Origin of the sequence: Sphingobium cupriresistens LL01 (genome assembly GCF_001046645.1) — a bacterium.
Classification (GTDB): Bacteria; Pseudomonadota; Alphaproteobacteria; order Sphingomonadales; family Sphingomonadaceae; genus Sphingobium; species Sphingobium cupriresistens.
The window spans coordinates 663384-680211 of the sequence record NZ_KQ130435.1; the positions used below are offsets into that span (position 1 = coordinate 663384).

The following is a 16828-nucleotide window of genomic DNA, read 5'->3' on the forward strand; positions in this document are numbered from 1 at the left end:
CATTTGCAAATCGCGTCCTAGCAGGGCATGGCTGGCCATGCCATGAACAAAGACGTCGCCCCATCCATCCTGCCTTCCATCGCCCTGCCCTTCCTCGCCTTGCTGGCTGCCTGCAATATGGGTGCTGACGGGAATGCATCAAGCGGCGACAGCGAACAGGGCGAATTGATCGGCGCGCGGATCGGCGCGCCCTTCACACTGACCAACCAGGACGGCAAGCCGACCCGTTGGGACGATTATAAGGGCCAGTATCGACTGGTCTATTTCGGCTACACTTATTGCCCGGACGTCTGCCCGGTCGACCTGCAACGGATCATGCAGGGCTTTTCCAAGTTCGAGCAGGCCAGGCCGGCGCTGGCCGCGAAGGTGCAGCCGATGCTGATCAGCGTCGATCCGCAGCGCGATACGCCCGCGGTGCTCAAATCCTATGTCGCGGCCTTCCACCCGCGTCTGACCGGCCTGACCGGCACGAAGGAGCAGATCGCCAAGGTCGCCAAGGATTTCGTGGTGATCTACAATCCCGAAAAGTCCGATGGCGCGACCGACTATATGGTCAGCCACAGCCGCACCCCCTATCTGTTCGATAGCGACGGCAAGCCGGTGGCGCTGGTGCCGGTGGACGATCCCGCCACGGCGGACGTGGATGAAGGCGCGCCGGACAAGGTGCTGGCCTTCCTGGAAAAATGGGTCAAGTGACGCCCTTCTGGGAAAAACCCCTCGACAAGCTCGACAAGGCCGAGTGGGAAGCGCTGTGCGACGGCTGCGGCAAATGCTGCCTGCACAAGGCGGAGGATGAGGAGACGGGGCGAATCTATCCGACCAACGTCGCCTGTCGCCTGCTCGACCGGCAAAGCGGGCAATGCAGCAATTACAAGGATCGGCGCAAATTCGTCCCCGATTGCGTGCGGCTGACCCCGGCGAAGGTCAGGCAGATCGGCTGGCTGCCCAGGACGTGCGCCTATCGGCTGCGCGAAGAAGGGCAGCCGCTGCCCGCCTGGCATTATCTGATCTGCGGCGACCGGGAAGCGGTGCATCGCGCGCAGGAATCGGTGCGCGGCTGGACCATTGCGGAGGCCGATGCGGGCGATTGGGAAAATCATCTTGTCGACCGCGAACTCTGATCCCGATGCGGCGATCCTGATCGATGGCGTGGCCATGCCGGTGCTGGTGCGCCGATCGGCGCGGGCGCGGGCCTACCGGCTGACGATCGACAGCACGCGCGGGGCGTTGCGCCTGTCGCTGCCGGCGCGGGCCAACCTGAAAAAGGCGCTCGGCTGGGCGCAGAATCATGAAGGCTGGGTGCGCGCCCAGATGGCCAGGCAGCCCGCTGTCACGCGGCTCGACCATGGCGCGGTCTTCCCGCTGGAGGGGCGCGAGGTGACGATCCACTGGGTCGCGGGCGCGACCCGAACGATCCGACTGGAGGGCGACCGGCTGCTGCTGGGCGGCGCGGCGGAATCAGTGGGCGCGCGAGTGCAGCGCTGGCTCGTCAGCCGGGCCAGGGCGGTGCTGGAAACCGAAAGCCACGAAATCGCGCGCGAGCATGGGCTGATCGTCGCGTCGGTCGGCGTGGGGGATACCCGCAGTCGTTGGGGCAGTTGCGCGTCGTCCGGGGCGATCCGCTATAGCTGGCGGCTGATCCTGGCCCCGCCGGAGGTGCGCCGGGCGACCGTGGCCCATGAACTGGCGCATCTGCTGCACATGGACCATAGTCCCGCCTTTCATGCCGCCCATGCGCGCATCTATGGCGCGGACCCGCGTCCGGCGCGGGCGTGGCTGCGGGCGCATGGCGCGGGCCTGCATCGCTATCGGGGCTGATGCATGGCCCGCAAGAAGCGTTACCTGACCGCCACCATGGCGGACGGCTATGTCAAGACGATCGGGCCGACCGCCGATCCCTTCACCCATTATTGGCGAATCGTGGCGGTGCTGGACAATGGCAAGACCGAAGTCTTCTGGGGCCATGTCCGCTCGCTCGCCGAAGCGAAGAAGAAGCGCGCCGCCGCAGCGGAAGGGGCGAAGATGCGGGGATGGAAACGCTATGATTTCGAGATAGCGGAACTGGTGGAGACGTCCGCTTAACCCCGGTGCGGCCAAACACCGGACTCGTCGCCCGGACAGTCATGCGCCGTATCGCGCAGATGGGGCAGACCGCAATCGCGGCAGGTGACATAGTCGCCGGGTTTCAGCCCATGGCCGACCGCGACCCGCTCGTCGAAGACATAGCAGTCGCCCTGCCAGCGGCTGTCGGCCTCCGGCATCTCCTCCAGATAGCGGAGTATCCCGCCCTTGAGGTGATAGACATCGTCAAAGCCGCGCGCCTTGACCAGGGCGGTGGATTTTTCGCAGCGTATGCCGCCGGTGCAGAACATCGCGATCTTCGGGCTTCGGCCTTGCGCCTTCAGATCGGCGGCGAAAGCGTCGAACCAGTCGGGAAATTCGCGGAAGGACCGGGTTTCCGGGTCGATCGCGCCTTGGAAGGTGCCCACCGCCACTTCATAGGCATTGCGCGTGTCGATGACGATCGTGTCGGGATCGGCGATCAGCGCGTTCCAGTCGGCCGGGTCGAGATGGGCGCCGGCCTGCGTCGCCGGGTCGAGATCGCCCACGCCCAGCGTCACGATCTCCGCCTTCACCTTCACCTTCATCCGGGCGAAGGGCGCGTTATCGGCCCACGAATATTTGACGTCCGCATCGGCGCAACCCGGCAAGGCGCGGACATGGTCGACCAGCGCGGCGATCGCGTCGGCGTCGCCCGCGACCGTGCCGTTAATCCCCTCCCCCGCCAGAATCAGCGTGCCGCGCGTGCCCAGATCGGCGCAGCGCGCGCGCAGGTCGGCGGCGATCGCATCCGGGTCGGGAAAGCGGGCGAAGCAATATAGGGCGGCGAGGGTGTAAGCGGGGGGACTAGCGGACATGGCCAGCGCCTATAGGCGTTTGCGCGCCCTCTTGAAAGCCGGGGCGTAGAGGCGCATAGGCGGGCGATGGTTCCCCTTTCGTTCGCAGGTCATGCCTTCATGGCGCTGCCCGAAGCCGCGCTCTACTGGCCGGCGCAGCGGGCGTTGCTGGTCGCCGACCTGCATTTCGAGAAGGCGAGCTGGTATGCGCGCTTCGGCCAGTTCCTGCCGCCCCATGACAGTGAAGCGACGCTGGACGTGATCGAGGCGCTGGTGGAACGCACGGGCGCGCAGGCGGTCTTGTCGCTGGGCGACAGTTTCCATGATGCCCATGGTGCGGCGCGGCTCGATCCCTCGGCCCGAAAAAGACTATTTTCCCTTACGGAAAGGCTGGACTGGACCTGGATTACCGGCAATCATGACGTTGGTGTCGCGGACATGCCGGGGGGACGTCGGGTAACGGAAGCGCAGGTCGAGGGGATATGGTTGCGGCATGAGGCGGAGGCGGACGATCCGCGCCCCGAAATATCCGGCCATTTCCACCCCAAGCTGCGCCTGTCGCTGCGCGGTCGGCATGTGTCGCGGCGGTGCTTCGTGGGGTCGGCGACCAAGCTGATTCTGCCTGCGCTGGGTGCGCTGACGGGGGGGCTGGATGCGGGGCATGGCGAGATTCGCCGCGCGGTGGGGGCTGGAGCGGCCGCATTGGTGCCGGTCGCGGACCGCTTATTGCGCTTTCCCTTATCGTAAGGCGACGTTACGGAAAGCAGATATTAAGCCGTTGCCGATAGGCAACAGAGCTGGATCATTCGGCCGTCAGCTGCGCCAAAAGGCGCAGAAAAGCTTGGCTCTATTGCCTTCGCCCTGCTGTGTCCGCATAATCACCCACAGTTCCGACGCGGCGAAAAGTCGCGCGGACCAGGAGAGGATTAGCCAATCATGACAGACAAGAGTCTCTGGGCATCTGCCGCCATCGTCGCGCTGGCCATGAGTGCGGTCGCAGGCGCGTCCGCTGCGCAGGCGCAGGATGCAATGCAGGACGGGGCCGCGCCGCAGCCGGTCGCCGACGATTTGGGCGCCAACATCATCGTCACCGCCACCCGCCGCGCCAGCCCCCTGTCCGACGTACCGATCGCGGTATCGGCCGTGGGCGCGGCCGCCATGCAGAATAGCGGCGCGAGCGACATCCGCACGCTGAACCAGCTGGCCCCGTCGCTGCTCGTCTCCTCCACCGGCTCCGAAGCCAATGCCTCCGCCCGCATTCGCGGCATCGGCACGGTCGGCGACAATCCGGGGCTGGAAAGCTCGGTCGCGGTGTTCATCGATGGCGTTTATCGTTCGCGCACCGGGTCGGGCCTCAACGAACTGGGCGAGATCGAGCGGGTCGAGGTGCTGCGCGGGCCACAGGGCACGCTGTTTGGCCGCAATGCGTCGGCGGGCCTGATCAACATCATCAGCAAGGCGCCGGAAAACAGCTTCCATGCCAAGGGTGAGATCACCTATGGCAATTATGATTATTGGCGGCTGTCGGGCCGCGTCACCGGGCCGATCGCCGATGGCATTGCGCTCAGCCTGGACGGCGTCTGGTCCAAGCGCGATGGGTTCTACAAGCTGGTCGACGGCGCGGGCGCGACAGTCGGCGACACCAACGACCGCGACCGTTATTTCGTGCGTGGCCAGGCGCTGATCGAACCCAATGACGCGCTCTCCATCCGGCTGATCGGTGATTATACCAATCGCGACGAAAGCTGCTGCGGCGCGGCCTATATCGAATCGCGCGAGCGGCGACCGGCGGCCGGCGGCGGCTATACCGACGCGCCATTCAACCGCATCGCGGCGATCCTGGCGGGTCAGGGCAGCGTCATTCCGGCCGATCCCTATGATCGCGAACTCGTCACCACGCCGGGCCGCGACTATGTCAGCAAGCTCAAGGATTGGGGCGTGTCGGGCGAGATCAATTATGATTTCGGCGGCGCGAAGCTGACCAGCATCACCGCCTATCGCGATTATAAGTCTCGCGACTATGGCGATTACGACTATAACCGCGCTGACCTGCTCTACCGCGATCCCAACACCTATCGCCAGTTCAAGACCTTCACGCAGGAATTGCGGTTGCAGGGTTCGGCCTTCGCCGACAAGCTCGACTGGCTGGTCGGCGGCTATTACGCCAATGAGCGGCTCACCTTGCAGGACAATATCCGCTTCGGCGCGGATTATGGCCGGTTTGCCGCCTGCCGCCTGATGGCGGGGGCGAGCGTGAACAGCAATTTCACCGCCCCGCAACTCGCAGCCTGCGGCAGCGGCCTGGCCACCCAGCCGCTCATCAACGGCACGCAGGCGAACCTGAACGCCGGGTTGACCGCGGCATTGATCGCGCGCGGCGTGCCCGCGCCGATCGCGGCGGCGCAGGCCGGGGCGATTTCGACCGGGCTTGGCAACGGCCTGCGCGCCCTGTCGGCGATCCCGTCCGGCACTGGCGACGTCGCGTCGCTCTATCGCCAGAAGAGCGAGAATTGGGCGCTCTTCACCCATAATATCGTCCACATCACCAACCGGCTCGATCTGACCCTGGGCCTGCGCTACACCCATGAAAGCAAGCGCTTCTCGGCCGATTTCAACAATAATAATGCGACCTGCGCGGCGTTGCAGGCGTCGGGCCTGCCCGGCATCGCCACCAACCCGGCGCTGGGCAGCGCGGCGACGCTGGCGGGCGGCATATTGACGCTGGGGTGCCTGGGCAATGCGTCCACCGGTCTCAACGCGCTCGACCTCAACGACAAGATCAGCGACGGTGAATTTTCCGGGACGGCGGTGCTATCGTGGAAGCCGATTGACGAATTGCTGCTCTATGGCAGCTATTCGAAGGGCTATAAGGCGGGCGGCTATAATCTGGATCGCTTCCAACTGGGATCGACGGGCCTGAACGCCATTCCGGCCGTCTTTTCGCCGCGCACCAATGCCGACGTCGCCAGCCTGCGCTTCGCCGCGGAAAAGGTGGATTCGTTCGAAGTGGGCCTGAAATTCGCGCAGCCCAAATGGAGCGTGAACATCGCCGCCTTCCGGCAGGAGTTCAAGAATTTCCAGCTCAACACCTTCAACGGCACCAGCTTCGTCGTGCAGAATATCAATGGCTGTGACGGGGCACTGTCGGCGGCCCGCACCTGCGACAGCGGCGATGTCGGGCCGGGCCTGATCAGCCAGGGCGTGGAACTGGAAGCGTCGGTCACCCCCGCGCGGAACTTCCGCGTGTCGGGCGGCGCGACCTATGCCCGCGCCAAATTCGCCAACCGGCTGGTGGGCAGCGGCGACGGCAGCGTCCCGCTCGACACCGCGCTGTTCCTGTTGCCCGGATCGATCAACAGCAACGCGCCGCAACTGGTCACGACCGCCAGCATGGCCTGGACCCCGGACATCGGCGCGTCGGGCCTGTCCGCGCTCTTCTATGTCGATGGCCGCATGACCAGCGACTATAATACCGGGTCCGACCTGTTCCCCGAAAAGCGGCAGGACGGCTATGCCATCGTCAATGCCCGTGTCGGGATACGTGGCGCGGACCAGCGCTGGGCGGTGGAATTTTGGGGCCAGAATATCTTCAACCAGAATTATACCCAGGTCGCCTTTTCCAGCCCGCTCCAGTCGAGCAGCCCCGGCACGTCGACAACTGGTCAGTTCGCGCTGGGCGCACCGATGGCGAACCAGCTAATCTCCGCCTATCTGGCCGAACCGCGCACCTATGGCATCACCCTGCGCGGGAGCTTTTAGGCGCGGGAGTTTCTGAGCATCCCTCTCCCGCTCGCCGGAACCGGACGAGCGGGAGAGGGCCTTTGCCCAAATAGGGCCGTGCCGACGCGAACATCGGTCGCGCCCAGCATGATCGCCGTTTCATAGTCGCCCGACATGCCCATGGAGAGGCGCTCCAGCCCCTCCTCCCGCGCAATCTTCGCCAAGAGCGCGAAGAAGGGCGCCGCCTCGATATCGGCCGGGGGCACGCACATCAGGCCCAGGACAGGGATATCGGCGGCGCGCGCTGCGACGATCAGCGCGGGCAGTTCGGCAATGGCGCAGCCGCCCTTCTGCTCCTCCGCGCCGATATTGACCTGAATGAAGCAGGGGACGCGCTTGTCCGCGCTGTCCATCGCCCTGGCCAGCGCGGTCAGCAGCGAGGGACGGTCGAGGCTGTGGATGACGTCGAACAGGGCCACGGCGTCGGCGGCCTTGTTCGACTGGAGCTGGCCGACCAGATGCAGTTCGACGGCGGAAAATTCCTCGCGCAGCGCGGGCCATTTGTCCTGTGCTTCCTGCACCCGATTTTCGCCGAAGCGGCGCTGCCCGGCATGGAGCAGCGGGCGGATGGCATCGGCGTCGTGCGTCTTGGACACCGCGATCAGGTTGATGGCGTCGGCGGTGCGCTGCGTCAGGCGCGCGGCCCGGTCGATGCTGTCGCGCAGGGTGGCGAGGCGTTCCGCCGCTTCGATAATAGTGTCTGTGGTCATGCGCGCTGCTATAGGCGAAGGCCATGGATCGTCGCCACCGCAAAAAACTGCCTGACCTCTGGCTGATGACCGACGAGCGGGTCGCGCCGGCAGCGTTGCTGGCGGCGGCGGCGCGCCTGCCCAAAGGGCGTGGCGGCATCATCTTTCGCCACTACCGGACCGATCCTGCGCAGCGGCGCGCGCTGTTTGCGGCGTTGCGGGCGATCGCGCGGCGGCGGCGGCTGGTGCTGCTGCTGGCCGGTTCGGCGCGCGACGCGGCGGCTTGGCGGGCCGATGGCGCGCATGGGCGGGATGCAAGCCGCGTGACCCGGCCGCTGGTGCGCAGCCGCGCCGTGCATGATGGGCTGGAAGCTGTAGCGGCGCGGCGGGCGGGCGCCGATCTGTGTTTCGTTTCGCCCCTCTTCCCGACCCGATCGCATGTCGGTGCTGGCGCATTGGGGCGGGTGGGCTTCGCTGCTTTGGCGCGGCTGGTCGATGCACCGGCCATGGCGCTGGGAGGCGTGCGGGTGACGCATCGGCAGATGCTGCGCGGGATCGGTGCGGACGGCTGGGCAGCGATCGACGGGCTGACGGACTAGGCTGCGAGCTTAGCCCCAGTCCACCCGCGTCCAGCCGCGCTCCGTCGCCAGCCTAGCCAGCGGCTTGTGCGGGTTGGAAGCGAAGGGGATATCGGCGAACTCCAGCATCGGCGCGTCGGAGACATGGTCGGAATAGGCGCGGATATGCGCCTGCGCGCGGTCGATCGCCTGCGACGCCATCCACGCCTTGATCATGCGCAGCTTGCCGGTGTCGTAACAATTTTCGCCGGCGATCTTCGCGCGGACATAGCGCAGATCCTGGCTCAGATGATCGGTGGCGATCACCGCGTCGAAGCCCAGCCGCCGCGCGATCGGTTCGACATAAAGGCGGTAGGAGGCGGTGGCGAGCACCAGCCTATAGCCGTCGGCGCGATCCTGCGCGATCTGCGCCACGGCCCCTGCACGCAGGTTGCGGGCGATCACCCGGTCGGCATAGCTTTCGACATGCGGCATCAGTTTCGCGCGTTCGACGTTGAAGCCGATCATCAGCGCCTGGTTCAGTTCCTTCAGCCGCTGGCGACTGATCAGCTTCACCACATAGGCCAGCATCAGCAGGATGACGCAGGGAAAAAGCACCAGTCGCCATGGCGCCATATGCCCCGCCACATGGATCAGGAAGCCTGTATAGGTGCCGCTGAAGGTCACCGTGCGGTCCATGTCGTAAATGGCCAGCCTGTGCGTCGTCATGCCGTTTCCGAAACTTTTCTGTCCGCCCTTCGTTCTGGCTTGCGGATGGGCCGTTTCGGCTTGCCGTGCAACCGATAATGGACCAGTAATCCCATCGCATGAACAAAGCCGCCGAATTAGCCGAGGAACAGCAGGACGGCAGTAATGTGGTCCGGCTTTCCGGATCGCTGGCGATCGCCTGTCTGGGCGACCTGCCCGACCGGCTGGACGCCGTGCAGGGGCCGGTCGGCGCCATCGATCTGTCCGCTGTCGACCATATGGATACGATCGGCGCCTGGACCGTGCATCGCGCGACCAAGCGGCTGGGCTGTGATGTCACCGGCGCCAGCGACGATGCGCGACGCCTGATCGACGCCGTCTGCCATTTGGACGAGCCGATGCCGATCCGGCCTGACCATGTCCATCCGCTGCGTCGCGTCGTCGGCCAGATCGGCGAGGCAGTGATCGCGTCCGGCGCGAATCTGATGGGGCTGCTCGGCTTTTTCGGCGCCACGCTGATCGCGAGCTGGAGCGTTATCCGCCATCCGCATCGGTTCCGCATCAATGCGGTGGTGCAGCGGTTCGAAGTGGTCGGCGTATCGGCGCTGGGCATTATCGGCCTGATGAGCTTCCTGATCGGTATCGTCATCGCCCAGCAGGGGTCGGTGCAGTTGCGCCAGTTCGGCATGGAGATGCTGACGATCAACCTGGTCGGCCGCCTGACTTTTCGCGAACTGGGCGTGCTGATGACCGCGATCATGGTCGCCGGCCGTTCCGGTTCGGCCTTCGCCGCGCAATTGGGCACGATGAAGCTGACCGAGGAGGTCGATGCGATGCGCACCATCGGCGTGTCGCCGATGGAGGCGTTGGTGCTGCCGCGCACGCTCGCCGTTGTCATCATGATGCCGTTGCTGGGTTTTTACGCTTCGATCATGGCGGTGATCGGTGGCGGATTCCTGTGTGCGATCGCGCTGGAGATTCCGCCCATCACCTTTGTCCAGCGATTGCGGGAGGTCGTTCCGATCACCGATCTGTGGGTCGGCCTGATCAAGGCGCCCGTTTTCGGCATCATCATAGCGCTGTCGGGCTGTTTCCAGGGGATGCAGGTGAAGGCCAATGCCGAGGAAGTCGGTTTGCGCACCACTGCGGCCGTGGTGCAGGCGATCTTCCTGGTGATCGTGATCGACGCCTTTTTCGCCGTCTTCTTCACCTGGGTGGGCTGGAACTGATGAGCGAAGAAGAGATCCAGCGAGCCGAGGAAGAGCGGATCGAACAGGCGGTGGAAACGGCCGAGATCGCCATTTCGGTGCGTGGACTGCGTAACAGCTTTGGCGACCAGGTTGTGCATGACGGGTTGGACCTGGATGTGCGCAAGGGCGAGATATTGGGCGTGGTCGGCGGGTCCGGCACCGGCAAATCGGTGCTGATGCGCGCAATCATTGGCCTGCAAACGCCCGATGAGGGCGATATTCACGTTTTTGGCGAATCGATGATCGGGCGGCTGGATGACGAAGCGTTGGCGATCCGCAAGCGCTGGGGCGTGCTGTTTCAGGGCGGCGCGCTCTTTTCCACCCTGACGGTGGCTGAGAATGTCGAGGTGCCGATCCGCGAATATTATCCCAATATCGGGCCGCAACTGCGCGACGAGATCGCCGCCTACAAGATCCGCATGACCGGCCTGCCGACCGAGGCCGGTCCCAAATATCCGGCCGAATTGTCGGGGGGCATGAAGAAGCGCGCAGGCCTGGCCCGCGCCCTGGCGCTGGACCCGGACCTGCTGTTCCTGGACGAGCCTACCGCGGGCCTGGACCCGATCGGTGCGGCGGCATTCGATGAGATGACGCGCAAATTGCAGCAGACGTTGGGCCTGACCGTCTTCCTTATCACCCATGATCTCGATACGCTCTATTCGATCTGTGACAGGGTGGCGGTGCTGGCCGATAAAAAGGTGACCGCCGTCGGCACGATCGAAGAGTTGCTGGCGACCGATCACCCCTGGATTCAGGAATATTTCAACGGTCCGCGCGGCCGCGCCGCAACCGCGGCGGTGTCGCGCGAAAAGGACCGGGAACAGACAAAGGCGGCGCTTAGTCCGTCGGACGGAAGGCGATAGATATGGAAACCCGTTCCAATCATGTGCTGGTCGGTGCAGTCACGCTGTTGCTGCTGGCTGCGATCATGGCCGCCGCCTTCTGGTTCTCGCGCGTTTCCGATGGCGAGAATAAGGAATATGACATCTTCTTCAAACAGTCCGTCAGCGGCCTCGCAAAGGGGTCTAGCGTCAATTATTCCGGCGTGCCGTCGGGCAAGGTGGAGAAGATCGAACTTTGGAAGCGTGATCCGAGCTTCGTGAAGGTGCGCATTTCCGTCAAGGACGGAACCCCGGTGCTGCAGGGCACCACCGCGACCATCGCCGGGGTCGGCTTCACCGGCGTCAGCGAAGTGGTGCTGGACGGCGCCGTCAAGGGCGCGCCGCCGATCGCCTGTCCGACCGGCAATGTGCGGGCGGCCTGCCCCGACGGGGTGCCGGTGATCCCGACCAAGCCGGGCGCGCTGGGCGAACTGCTCAACAATGCGCCGCAGCTGTTGGAGCGGCTGTCGACCCTCACCGAGCGCCTGACCGAGTTGCTGAGCGACAAGAATCAGCAGTCGATCGCGGGCATATTGGCCAATGTCGAGCGGGTGTCCGGCGCGCTGGCCGATCGCAGCCCTGAAATCGCCGCCACCCTGGCCGAAGCGCGGATCGCGGTGCAGCGCACCGGTGTCGCCGTCGAACAGATCGGCAAGCTCGCCGCCACCACCGACACGATGCTGAACGAGGAAGGCCGACCGCTGATGAGCGATCTGCGCAAGAGCGTGCAGGCGGCGACCCGCAGCATCGAGACGTTGGACAAGACCATCGGTGAGGCGCAGCCGGGCGTAAAGGCGTTCAGCACCCAGACCATGCCGGAGGTCAACCAGCTGGTCCGTGATCTGCGCGAAATGTCGCGCTCCTTCCGCGGCGTTGCGGAAAAGCTGGACCAGCAGGGCGCGGGATCGCTGGTCGGATCGCCCAAGCTGCCGGACTATAAGCCATGATGATGAGAGAGATGCGGACCATGTTCCATGTGAAACACCCCGGCGCGAACCGGAAAGGCGCGCTTGTCGCGCTGACCGCTGCCGTCCTGCTGTCGGGCTGCGTATCCTTCGGCGCAAAGCCCCCCGAAAAGCTACTGACGCTGGATGCCGCGCAGAAGGTGCCGTCCGGCGCCGCACGGGTGGCGGGTGGCGGGCGTACGCTGATCGTCGCCGATCCCGACGCGCCCAAGACGCTGGATACGGTGCGCGTGCCGGTGAAACTGGGGCCGACCTCCGTCGCTTATGTGACCAAGGTGCAATGGGCCGACACGCCCCGCCATCTGTTCCGGGGCCTGCTCGCCGAAACCATTTCCGCCACGACCGATCGGGTGGTGCTGGATTCGGGGCAGTTTTCCGGTGATGGCGGCCAGCGACTGAGTGGCGAACTGGTGGCCTTCGGCATCGATGCGGCGAGCAACAGCGCGGTCGTCACCTATGACGCGGTGCTCACCACCCCCAACGGCGTCGCGCTGGCGCGGCAGCGGTTCACCGCCAGCCAGCCGGTGGGCGGCAAGATCGAAGCCGGGACGGTCGGAGCGCCGATCAATGTCGCGGCGAACAAGGTGGCGGCCGACGTCGCCGCCTGGGCCGCGGCGGTGAAGGACTGACGCCTTGAAGGTTCGCTTCGCAACGCGAAGCGAACCCCTGCCGGATGCTTATTCCAGGCTCTTTCCCGCCTGTTCGGTCACATCCTTTGACAATCCCGGTTGCGCCAGAATGCGTTGCAATTCCGCCCGCATTAGCGCCGCACGCTTTTCCTCGAACCGCTTCCAACGGCCCAGTGGCGGCACCAGTTTTGCGGCTGTCTGCGGATTGAGCCTGTCGAGCGCGATGATGCAGTCGGCCAGCAGGCGATAACCCTTGCCCGACTTATGGTGAAACGCCCACTGGTTGCCGGCGAAGGCGCCGAACAGCGACCGCACCCGGTTGGGGTTGGCGAGCGTGAAATCCTTATGCGTGCTTAACTGCGCGACCAGGTCCACGGTGTCGGGATGCAGCGCGAACGCCTGGGTCTGGAACCATTTGTCGAGCGTCAGCGCGTCGGCGGCGTAGCGATTGTAGAAGATGTCGAGCGCCGCCTCCCGCTCCGGGCTGGCGCCATTGGCCAGCGTGCCCAGCGCCGCCTGACGCTCGGTCATATTATCGGCCTCGCTAAACTGGACGAAGGCGATGGCAGGGCCATCCTGCGCGCCCGACGCCACCAGATAATGGAGCGCCGCGTTACGCAGCTTGCGAGCGCCCTTGGCGGCGGGAGAAAGGGAGAAGGCGTTCGCCTTGGTCCGTGCATGGATATCGCGCCACAGCGGTTCCAGCCCGGCGCCGATCTGCTGTTGCAACGCATCGCGCGCCGCATGGATCGCGTCGGGATCGACCAGGCGCATCTGGTCGCCCAGATAGGCTTCGCTGGGCAGGCGGATCGTTTCTGCGATAAAGGCGGGGTCCAGCAACGGATCGGTGATTGTGTTGCGCACGGCGTCGATCACCGTCGCGTCGTCGGTGGCGTGGCCCGCGATGCGGCCGACCAGCACATTGACCATTAACTGCTGCATCGCTTCGTAACGGGCGAAGGGATCGTCGTCATGCGCCGACAGAAAGGCGAGATCGTCCTGGCTACGGTTGGTTTCCACGATCACCGGGGCGGAAAAACCGCGGTTGATCGACGGGATGGGCGTGACCGGAAAGCCGGTGAAGGTGAAGCTCTGCTTGCCCTCCGTCAGCATCAGCAGTTCGTCGCCGCGATGCTGCCCGGTGGCGGGATCGAACAGCGCGGTGCGCAGCGGGATCGCCATCGGCTGCTTGTGGGTCTGACCCGGCGTCGGCGGCATCGTCTGCTCCAGCGTCAGTGTGGCGCTCTGGCTGATCGGATCATGGCTGATGAGGGCGCGGACATGCGGCGTGCCGGCCTGCTCATACCAGCGGCGGAATTGGGTGAGGTCGATCCCCCCGCCCTCCTCCATCGCCAGCACGAAATCCTCGCAAGTGGCGGCTTGTCCGTCATGCCGGTCGAAATAGAGATCGGTGCCTGCGCGAAACCGCTCCGCACCCAGCATCAACGCCATCATGCGGATCAGCTCGGCGCCCTTATTATAGATGGTGGCGGTGTAGAAGTTGCTGATTTCCATATAGGATTCCGGTCGCACCGGATGGGCGAGCGGTCCTGAATCCTCCTGGAACTGGCCAGCGCGCAGGATGCGAACATCCTCGATCCGCTTGACCGCATGGCTACCCATGTCGGCGGAAAAATTCTGGTCGCGGAAGACGGTGAAGCCTTCCTTCAAGGAAAGCTGGAACCAGTCGCGGCAAGTGACGCGGTTGCCGGACCAGTTATGGAAATATTCATGCGCCACCACGCCTTCGACCCCGTCATAGTCGATGTCGGTCGCGGTTTCGGGATCGGCCAAAATATAGCGCGAATTGAAGATGTTGAGACCCTTATTCTCCATCGCGCCGAAATTGAAGTCGGCCACGGCGACGATGTTGAACACGTCCAGATCATATTCGCGGCCATAAACCCGCTCGTCCCAGGCCATGCTGTTCTTGAGCGCGTGCATCGCATGATCGGTCCGGGCGAGATCGGCTTCGCGCACCCAGATGCCTAGCTGCACTTCGCGCCCGCTCATCGTGACGAAACGGTCGGCATTACAGGCGAGGTCGCCCGCGACCAGAGCGAAGAGATAGCAGGGCTTGAGGAAGGGATCGTTCCAGCGCGCCCAGTGGCGGCCTTCGGGCAGGTCGCCCTGCTCGATGGGGTCGCCATTGGCGAGCAGGATCGGGAAGCGCGCCTTGTCCGCTTCCATCCGCACGCTGTAGCGCGACAATATGTCGGGCCGGTCGGGGAAGAAGGTGATGCGGCGGAAGCCTTCGGCTTCGCATTGGGTGCAGAGCAGGCCGCCGCTGGCGTAGAGGCCCATTAACTTGCTATTGCCCTCCGGCGACAGCTCCACCAGCGTTTCGACGCTATGTGCGGTATCGGGCAGCGCGATGATGAGCGCGCCGGCCTCCAGATGCCACTCGTCCTGCGCCAGCGGGCGGCCATCGACGCACACGGACAGCGGCACGATGCCCTCGCCATCGAGCCGCAGCGGGAGGTCATGATCGCCGTTGCGCGTGACCGACAGGGTTGCGCGCACCCTGGTCAGTGCGGGATCGAGATCGAAGTCGAGCGTGACGTCGGGGACCAGCCAGTCGGGCGGACGATAGTCCATACGGCGAATGATGGTGGGCGCAGCGGCGTGGGTGGAGATCATGTCGGCCATGCCTGCAATCTAAGGAGCAGGGGGACAAAAGACCAGCGGGCTTTACGGCCACATAGCCCAGACTCTTTCGAACGTCGCGCTTGTGCGCCGTGACGACCGCGGTTTACGGCGGCGCGCTAGATGCGCTCGCCCGACAGGCGTTGGCACAACATGTCCAACTGGTCGAGGTTTGAATAGCGCAGCGACAAGGCGCCGCCAGTCGATGCGCCTTCATGCGCGATCTCGACCTTCAGACCCAATATATCGGCCAGATGCTGCTCCAGCGCCGCGATGTCCGGGTCTTTGTCGCCGTTTGCGGCATTGCGGCGGGCGGCGGGCGCGTCGGCGCCGGTCTTGACCCGCCTCACCAGCTTTTCAGTGTCGCGGACCGACAGGCCCTTATCTTCGACCTGGCGCGCCAGCGCTTCGCAATCGGGCAGGCCGATCAACGCACGGGCATGGCCCATGCTGATCCGGCTCTCCATCACCTGCTGTTGCACCGACTGGGGCAATTCGAGCAGGCGCATCAGGTTGGCGACATGGCTGCGCGATTTGCCGACAATGCGGCCCAGCGCATCCTGGCTATGATGAAATTCGGCGATCAGCTTGCGATAGGCTTCCGCCTCTTCGATCGGGTTGAGATCCTCGCGCTGGATATTTTCGATCAGCGCGATTTCCAGCGTTTCCTGCTCGTCGAAATCGCGGACGATCGCAGGAATGCGATGCATCTGCGCCCGCTGCGCCGCGCGCCAACGGCGTTCGCCGGCGATGATCTGGAAACCGCCGCCATGGGGACGCACGATGATTGGCTGGATCACGCCGCGCTTGGCGATGCTCTCGGCCAGTTCCTGCAACGCGCCTTCGTCGAAATGGCGACGCGGCTGTTCCGGGTGCGGCTGGATCAGCGACACTTCGATGCTCTGCACCGCCTTGCCATTGGCGGGAATGGCGCTGGGCGATACCGGTTCCTCGCGCGCGACGTCCCCCAACAGGGCGGACAGGCCGCGGCCCAGACCATGGGGGCGCTTGGCGATCTTGGGCTTGTCGGTCGTTTCGTCGCTCAAGCGGCAACCTCCTGTCGCGGCAGTCGGGCGATCAGTTCGCGCGCCAGACGCATATAGGCTTCGGACCCCGAACAGCGGAAGTCGTAAATAAGGGCGGGCACGCCATGGCTGGGCGCTTCCGACAAGCGGACGTTGCGCGGAATAACCGTGGAGAAGACGAGATCGCCCAGGCAGGCCCGCACATCGTCAGCAACTTGGTCGGTCAGGCGATTGCGGCGGTCATACATGGTCAGCGCCACGCCCATGATCGACAGGCCGGGGTTGAAGCGGCCGCGGATACGCTCGACCGTCTGGAGCAGTTGCGACAGACCTTCGAGCGCGAAAAATTCGCACTGGAGCGGAACCAGCAGATATTGCGCGCCGACCATGGCGTTGATGGTGAGCAGGCCCAGCGAGGGCGGGCAGTCGATCAGGCAGATATCCCAGCGACCCGGCTGGGCTTCGGCCAATACGCGCTCCAGCCTGTGGGTGCGCTGTTCATAGTCGATCAATTCGATCTCGCAGCCCGACAGATCCTGGGTCGCGGGGACCAAATCCAGCTTGGGAACGCGGGTGGCGATGACGGTGTCGTCCAGCGCGCAATTGCCGACCAGCAGGTCGTAGCTGGACTGGGCGCGATCGGCATGGCCGACGCCCAGGCCAGTGGAGGCATTGCCCTGCGGATCTAGATCGACCAGCAAGACGCGCAGCCCAGTGGCGGCCAGACCGGTCGCGAGGTTGATCGCGGTGGTGGTCTTGCCCACGCCGCCCTTCTGATTGGCGATGGCGATGCGGATCATC

At 64.9% G+C, this 16828-nt stretch carries 17 protein-coding genes; 11 read left to right on the forward strand and 6 right to left on the reverse strand.

What is annotated here, in order from left to right:
- Positions 1 to 27 precede the first annotated feature (27 nt).
- Genes V473_RS16315 through V473_RS16330 form a run of 4 tightly spaced genes read left to right on the forward strand, consistent with a single transcriptional unit; the run spans position 28 to position 2082 of the window.
- The gene (locus V473_RS16315) at positions 28 to 696 is read left to right on the forward strand and encodes an SCO family protein (protein ID WP_148648426.1); all 669 of its coding nucleotides are present in this window, start codon (positions 28 to 30) and stop codon (positions 694 to 696) included.
- A complete protein-coding gene (locus V473_RS16320) occupies positions 684 to 1121 on the forward strand; it encodes a YcgN family cysteine cluster protein (protein ID WP_066607236.1) in 438 nt (145 codons plus the stop codon). The genes V473_RS16315 and V473_RS16320 overlap by 13 nt, the downstream gene beginning before the upstream one ends.
- Entirely contained in the window at positions 1078 to 1818 is a 741-nt protein-coding gene (locus tag V473_RS16325; RefSeq protein ID WP_201785533.1) for a M48 family metallopeptidase, read from the forward strand. Before V473_RS16320 ends, V473_RS16325 begins: the two co-directional genes overlap by 44 nt.
- Before the next feature lie 3 nt (positions 1819 to 1821).
- Positions 1822 to 2082, forward strand: a complete 261-nt coding sequence (locus tag V473_RS16330; protein ID WP_066607239.1) for a hypothetical protein — start codon at positions 1822 to 1824, stop codon at positions 2080 to 2082.
- Here V473_RS16330 and trhO read toward each other — a convergent pair.
- The gene (gene trhO / locus V473_RS16335) at positions 2079 to 2918 is read right to left on the reverse strand and encodes an oxygen-dependent tRNA uridine(34) hydroxylase TrhO (RefSeq protein ID WP_066607240.1); all 840 of its coding nucleotides are present in this window, start codon (positions 2916 to 2918) and stop codon (positions 2079 to 2081) included. The two genes, V473_RS16330 and trhO, sit on opposite strands and share 4 nt — an antisense overlap.
- A 66-nt stretch (positions 2919 to 2984) precedes the next feature.
- On the opposite strand from trhO, the gene pdeM reads away from it, so the two are divergent.
- Together pdeM and V473_RS16345 are read left to right on the forward strand one after the other, a co-directional pair.
- Positions 2985 to 3644: a ligase-associated DNA damage response endonuclease PdeM gene (gene pdeM, locus V473_RS16340; protein ID WP_066607241.1), complete on the forward strand. Its 660-nt coding sequence runs from the start codon at positions 2985 to 2987 to the stop codon at positions 3642 to 3644.
- Between the two features lie 189 nt (positions 3645 to 3833).
- Positions 3834 to 6656: a TonB-dependent receptor gene (locus tag V473_RS16345; protein ID WP_066607247.1), complete on the forward strand. Its 2823-nt coding sequence runs from the start codon at positions 3834 to 3836 to the stop codon at positions 6654 to 6656.
- Here V473_RS16345 and V473_RS16350 read toward each other — a convergent pair.
- Positions 6653 to 7387 carry a YggS family pyridoxal phosphate-dependent enzyme gene (locus V473_RS16350; RefSeq protein ID WP_066607250.1) on the reverse strand — a complete coding sequence of 245 codons (735 nt, stop codon included), beginning with the start codon at positions 7385 to 7387 and terminating at the stop codon, positions 6653 to 6655. The genes V473_RS16345 and V473_RS16350 overlap by 4 nt on opposite strands.
- Before the next feature lie 23 nt (positions 7388 to 7410).
- Here V473_RS16350 and V473_RS16355 point away from each other — a divergent pair, with 23 nt between their 5' ends.
- Positions 7411 to 7965, forward strand: coding sequence for a thiamine phosphate synthase (locus tag V473_RS16355; protein WP_066607251.1), 555 nt, complete (start codon positions 7411 to 7413; stop codon positions 7963 to 7965).
- A 9-nt stretch (positions 7966 to 7974) separates the two neighbouring features.
- Here the strand turns inward: V473_RS16355 and V473_RS16360 are convergent, their stop codons facing one another.
- Positions 7975 to 8652: an HAD family hydrolase gene (locus V473_RS16360; protein WP_269076449.1), complete on the reverse strand. Its 678-nt coding sequence runs from the start codon at positions 8650 to 8652 to the stop codon at positions 7975 to 7977.
- A 98-nt stretch (positions 8653 to 8750) separates the two neighbouring features.
- On the opposite strand from V473_RS16360, the gene V473_RS16365 reads away from it, so the two are divergent.
- From V473_RS16365 to V473_RS16380, 4 genes are read left to right on the forward strand one after another with little or no spacing between them, the layout of a single operon-like run.
- A complete protein-coding gene (locus V473_RS16365) occupies positions 8751 to 9860 on the forward strand; it encodes an ABC transporter permease (RefSeq protein ID WP_066607252.1) in 1110 nt (369 codons plus the stop codon).
- Positions 9860 to 10744 (forward strand): ABC transporter ATP-binding protein, encoded by an 885-nt coding sequence (locus V473_RS16370; RefSeq protein WP_066607255.1) that lies wholly within the window; start codon positions 9860 to 9862, stop codon positions 10742 to 10744. The genes V473_RS16365 and V473_RS16370 overlap by 1 nt, the downstream gene beginning before the upstream one ends.
- A gap of 2 nt (positions 10745 to 10746) precedes the next feature.
- Positions 10747 to 11709 (forward strand): MlaD family protein, encoded by a 963-nt coding sequence (locus V473_RS16375; RefSeq protein ID WP_066607258.1) that lies wholly within the window; start codon positions 10747 to 10749, stop codon positions 11707 to 11709.
- Positions 11709 to 12356, forward strand: a complete 648-nt coding sequence (locus tag V473_RS16380; protein WP_408021516.1) for an ABC-type transport auxiliary lipoprotein family protein — start codon at positions 11709 to 11711, stop codon at positions 12354 to 12356. Before V473_RS16375 ends, V473_RS16380 begins: the two co-directional genes overlap by 1 nt.
- A 48-nt stretch (positions 12357 to 12404) precedes the next feature.
- Here V473_RS16380 and pepN read toward each other — a convergent pair whose 3' ends face one another.
- The 3 genes from pepN to V473_RS16395 form a co-directional block, all read right to left on the reverse strand.
- Positions 12405 to 15005 carry an aminopeptidase N gene (gene pepN, locus V473_RS16385; protein ID WP_066607263.1) on the reverse strand — a complete coding sequence of 867 codons (2601 nt, stop codon included), beginning with the start codon at positions 15003 to 15005 and terminating at the stop codon, positions 12405 to 12407.
- Between the two features lie 116 nt (positions 15006 to 15121).
- Positions 15122 to 16048: a ParB/RepB/Spo0J family partition protein gene (locus V473_RS16390; RefSeq protein WP_066607264.1), complete on the reverse strand. Its 927-nt coding sequence runs from the start codon at positions 16046 to 16048 to the stop codon at positions 15122 to 15124.
- Entirely contained in the window at positions 16045 to 16827 is a 783-nt protein-coding gene (locus V473_RS16395; RefSeq protein WP_066607266.1) for a ParA family protein, read from the reverse strand. The genes V473_RS16390 and V473_RS16395 overlap by 4 nt, the downstream gene beginning before the upstream one ends.
- Position 16828: the final 1 nt, after the last annotated feature.

What these genes read in the sequence shown, in the direction of transcription:
- V473_RS16380 (WP_408021516.1), top strand. Translation starts at nt 11,709, where the DNA reads ATGATGAGAGAGATGCGGACCATGTTCCATGTGAAACACCCCGGCGCG.
- pdeM (WP_066607241.1), top strand. Translation starts at nt 2,985, where the DNA reads ATGGTTCCCCTTTCGTTCGCAGGTCATGCCTTCATGGCGCTGCCCGAA.
- V473_RS16395 (WP_066607266.1), bottom strand. Translation starts at nt 16,827, where the DNA reads ATGATCCGCATCGCCATCGCCAATCAGAAGGGCGGCGTGGGCAAGACC.
- V473_RS16325 (WP_201785533.1), top strand. Translation starts at nt 1,078, where the DNA reads ATGCGGGCGATTGGGAAAATCATCTTGTCGACCGCGAACTCTGATCCC.
- V473_RS16320 (WP_066607236.1), top strand. Translation starts at nt 684, where the DNA reads ATGGGTCAAGTGACGCCCTTCTGGGAAAAACCCCTCGACAAGCTCGAC.
- V473_RS16330 (WP_066607239.1), top strand. Translation starts at nt 1,822, where the DNA reads ATGGCCCGCAAGAAGCGTTACCTGACCGCCACCATGGCGGACGGCTAT.
- V473_RS16360 (WP_269076449.1), bottom strand. Translation starts at nt 8,652, where the DNA reads ATGACGACGCACAGGCTGGCCATTTACGACATGGACCGCACGGTGACC.
- V473_RS16365 (WP_066607252.1), top strand. Translation starts at nt 8,751, where the DNA reads ATGAACAAAGCCGCCGAATTAGCCGAGGAACAGCAGGACGGCAGTAAT.
- V473_RS16315 (WP_148648426.1), top strand. Translation starts at nt 28, where the DNA reads ATGGCTGGCCATGCCATGAACAAAGACGTCGCCCCATCCATCCTGCCT.
- V473_RS16375 (WP_066607258.1), top strand. Translation starts at nt 10,747, where the DNA reads ATGGAAACCCGTTCCAATCATGTGCTGGTCGGTGCAGTCACGCTGTTG.
- V473_RS16345 (WP_066607247.1), top strand. Translation starts at nt 3,834, where the DNA reads ATGACAGACAAGAGTCTCTGGGCATCTGCCGCCATCGTCGCGCTGGCC.
- V473_RS16350 (WP_066607250.1), bottom strand. Translation starts at nt 7,387, where the DNA reads ATGACCACAGACACTATTATCGAAGCGGCGGAACGCCTCGCCACCCTG.
- pepN (WP_066607263.1), bottom strand. Translation starts at nt 15,005, where the DNA reads ATGGCCGACATGATCTCCACCCACGCCGCTGCGCCCACCATCATTCGC.
- V473_RS16355 (WP_066607251.1), top strand. Translation starts at nt 7,411, where the DNA reads ATGGATCGTCGCCACCGCAAAAAACTGCCTGACCTCTGGCTGATGACC.
- trhO (WP_066607240.1), bottom strand. Translation starts at nt 2,918, where the DNA reads ATGTCCGCTAGTCCCCCCGCTTACACCCTCGCCGCCCTATATTGCTTC.
- V473_RS16370 (WP_066607255.1), top strand. Translation starts at nt 9,860, where the DNA reads ATGAGCGAAGAAGAGATCCAGCGAGCCGAGGAAGAGCGGATCGAACAG.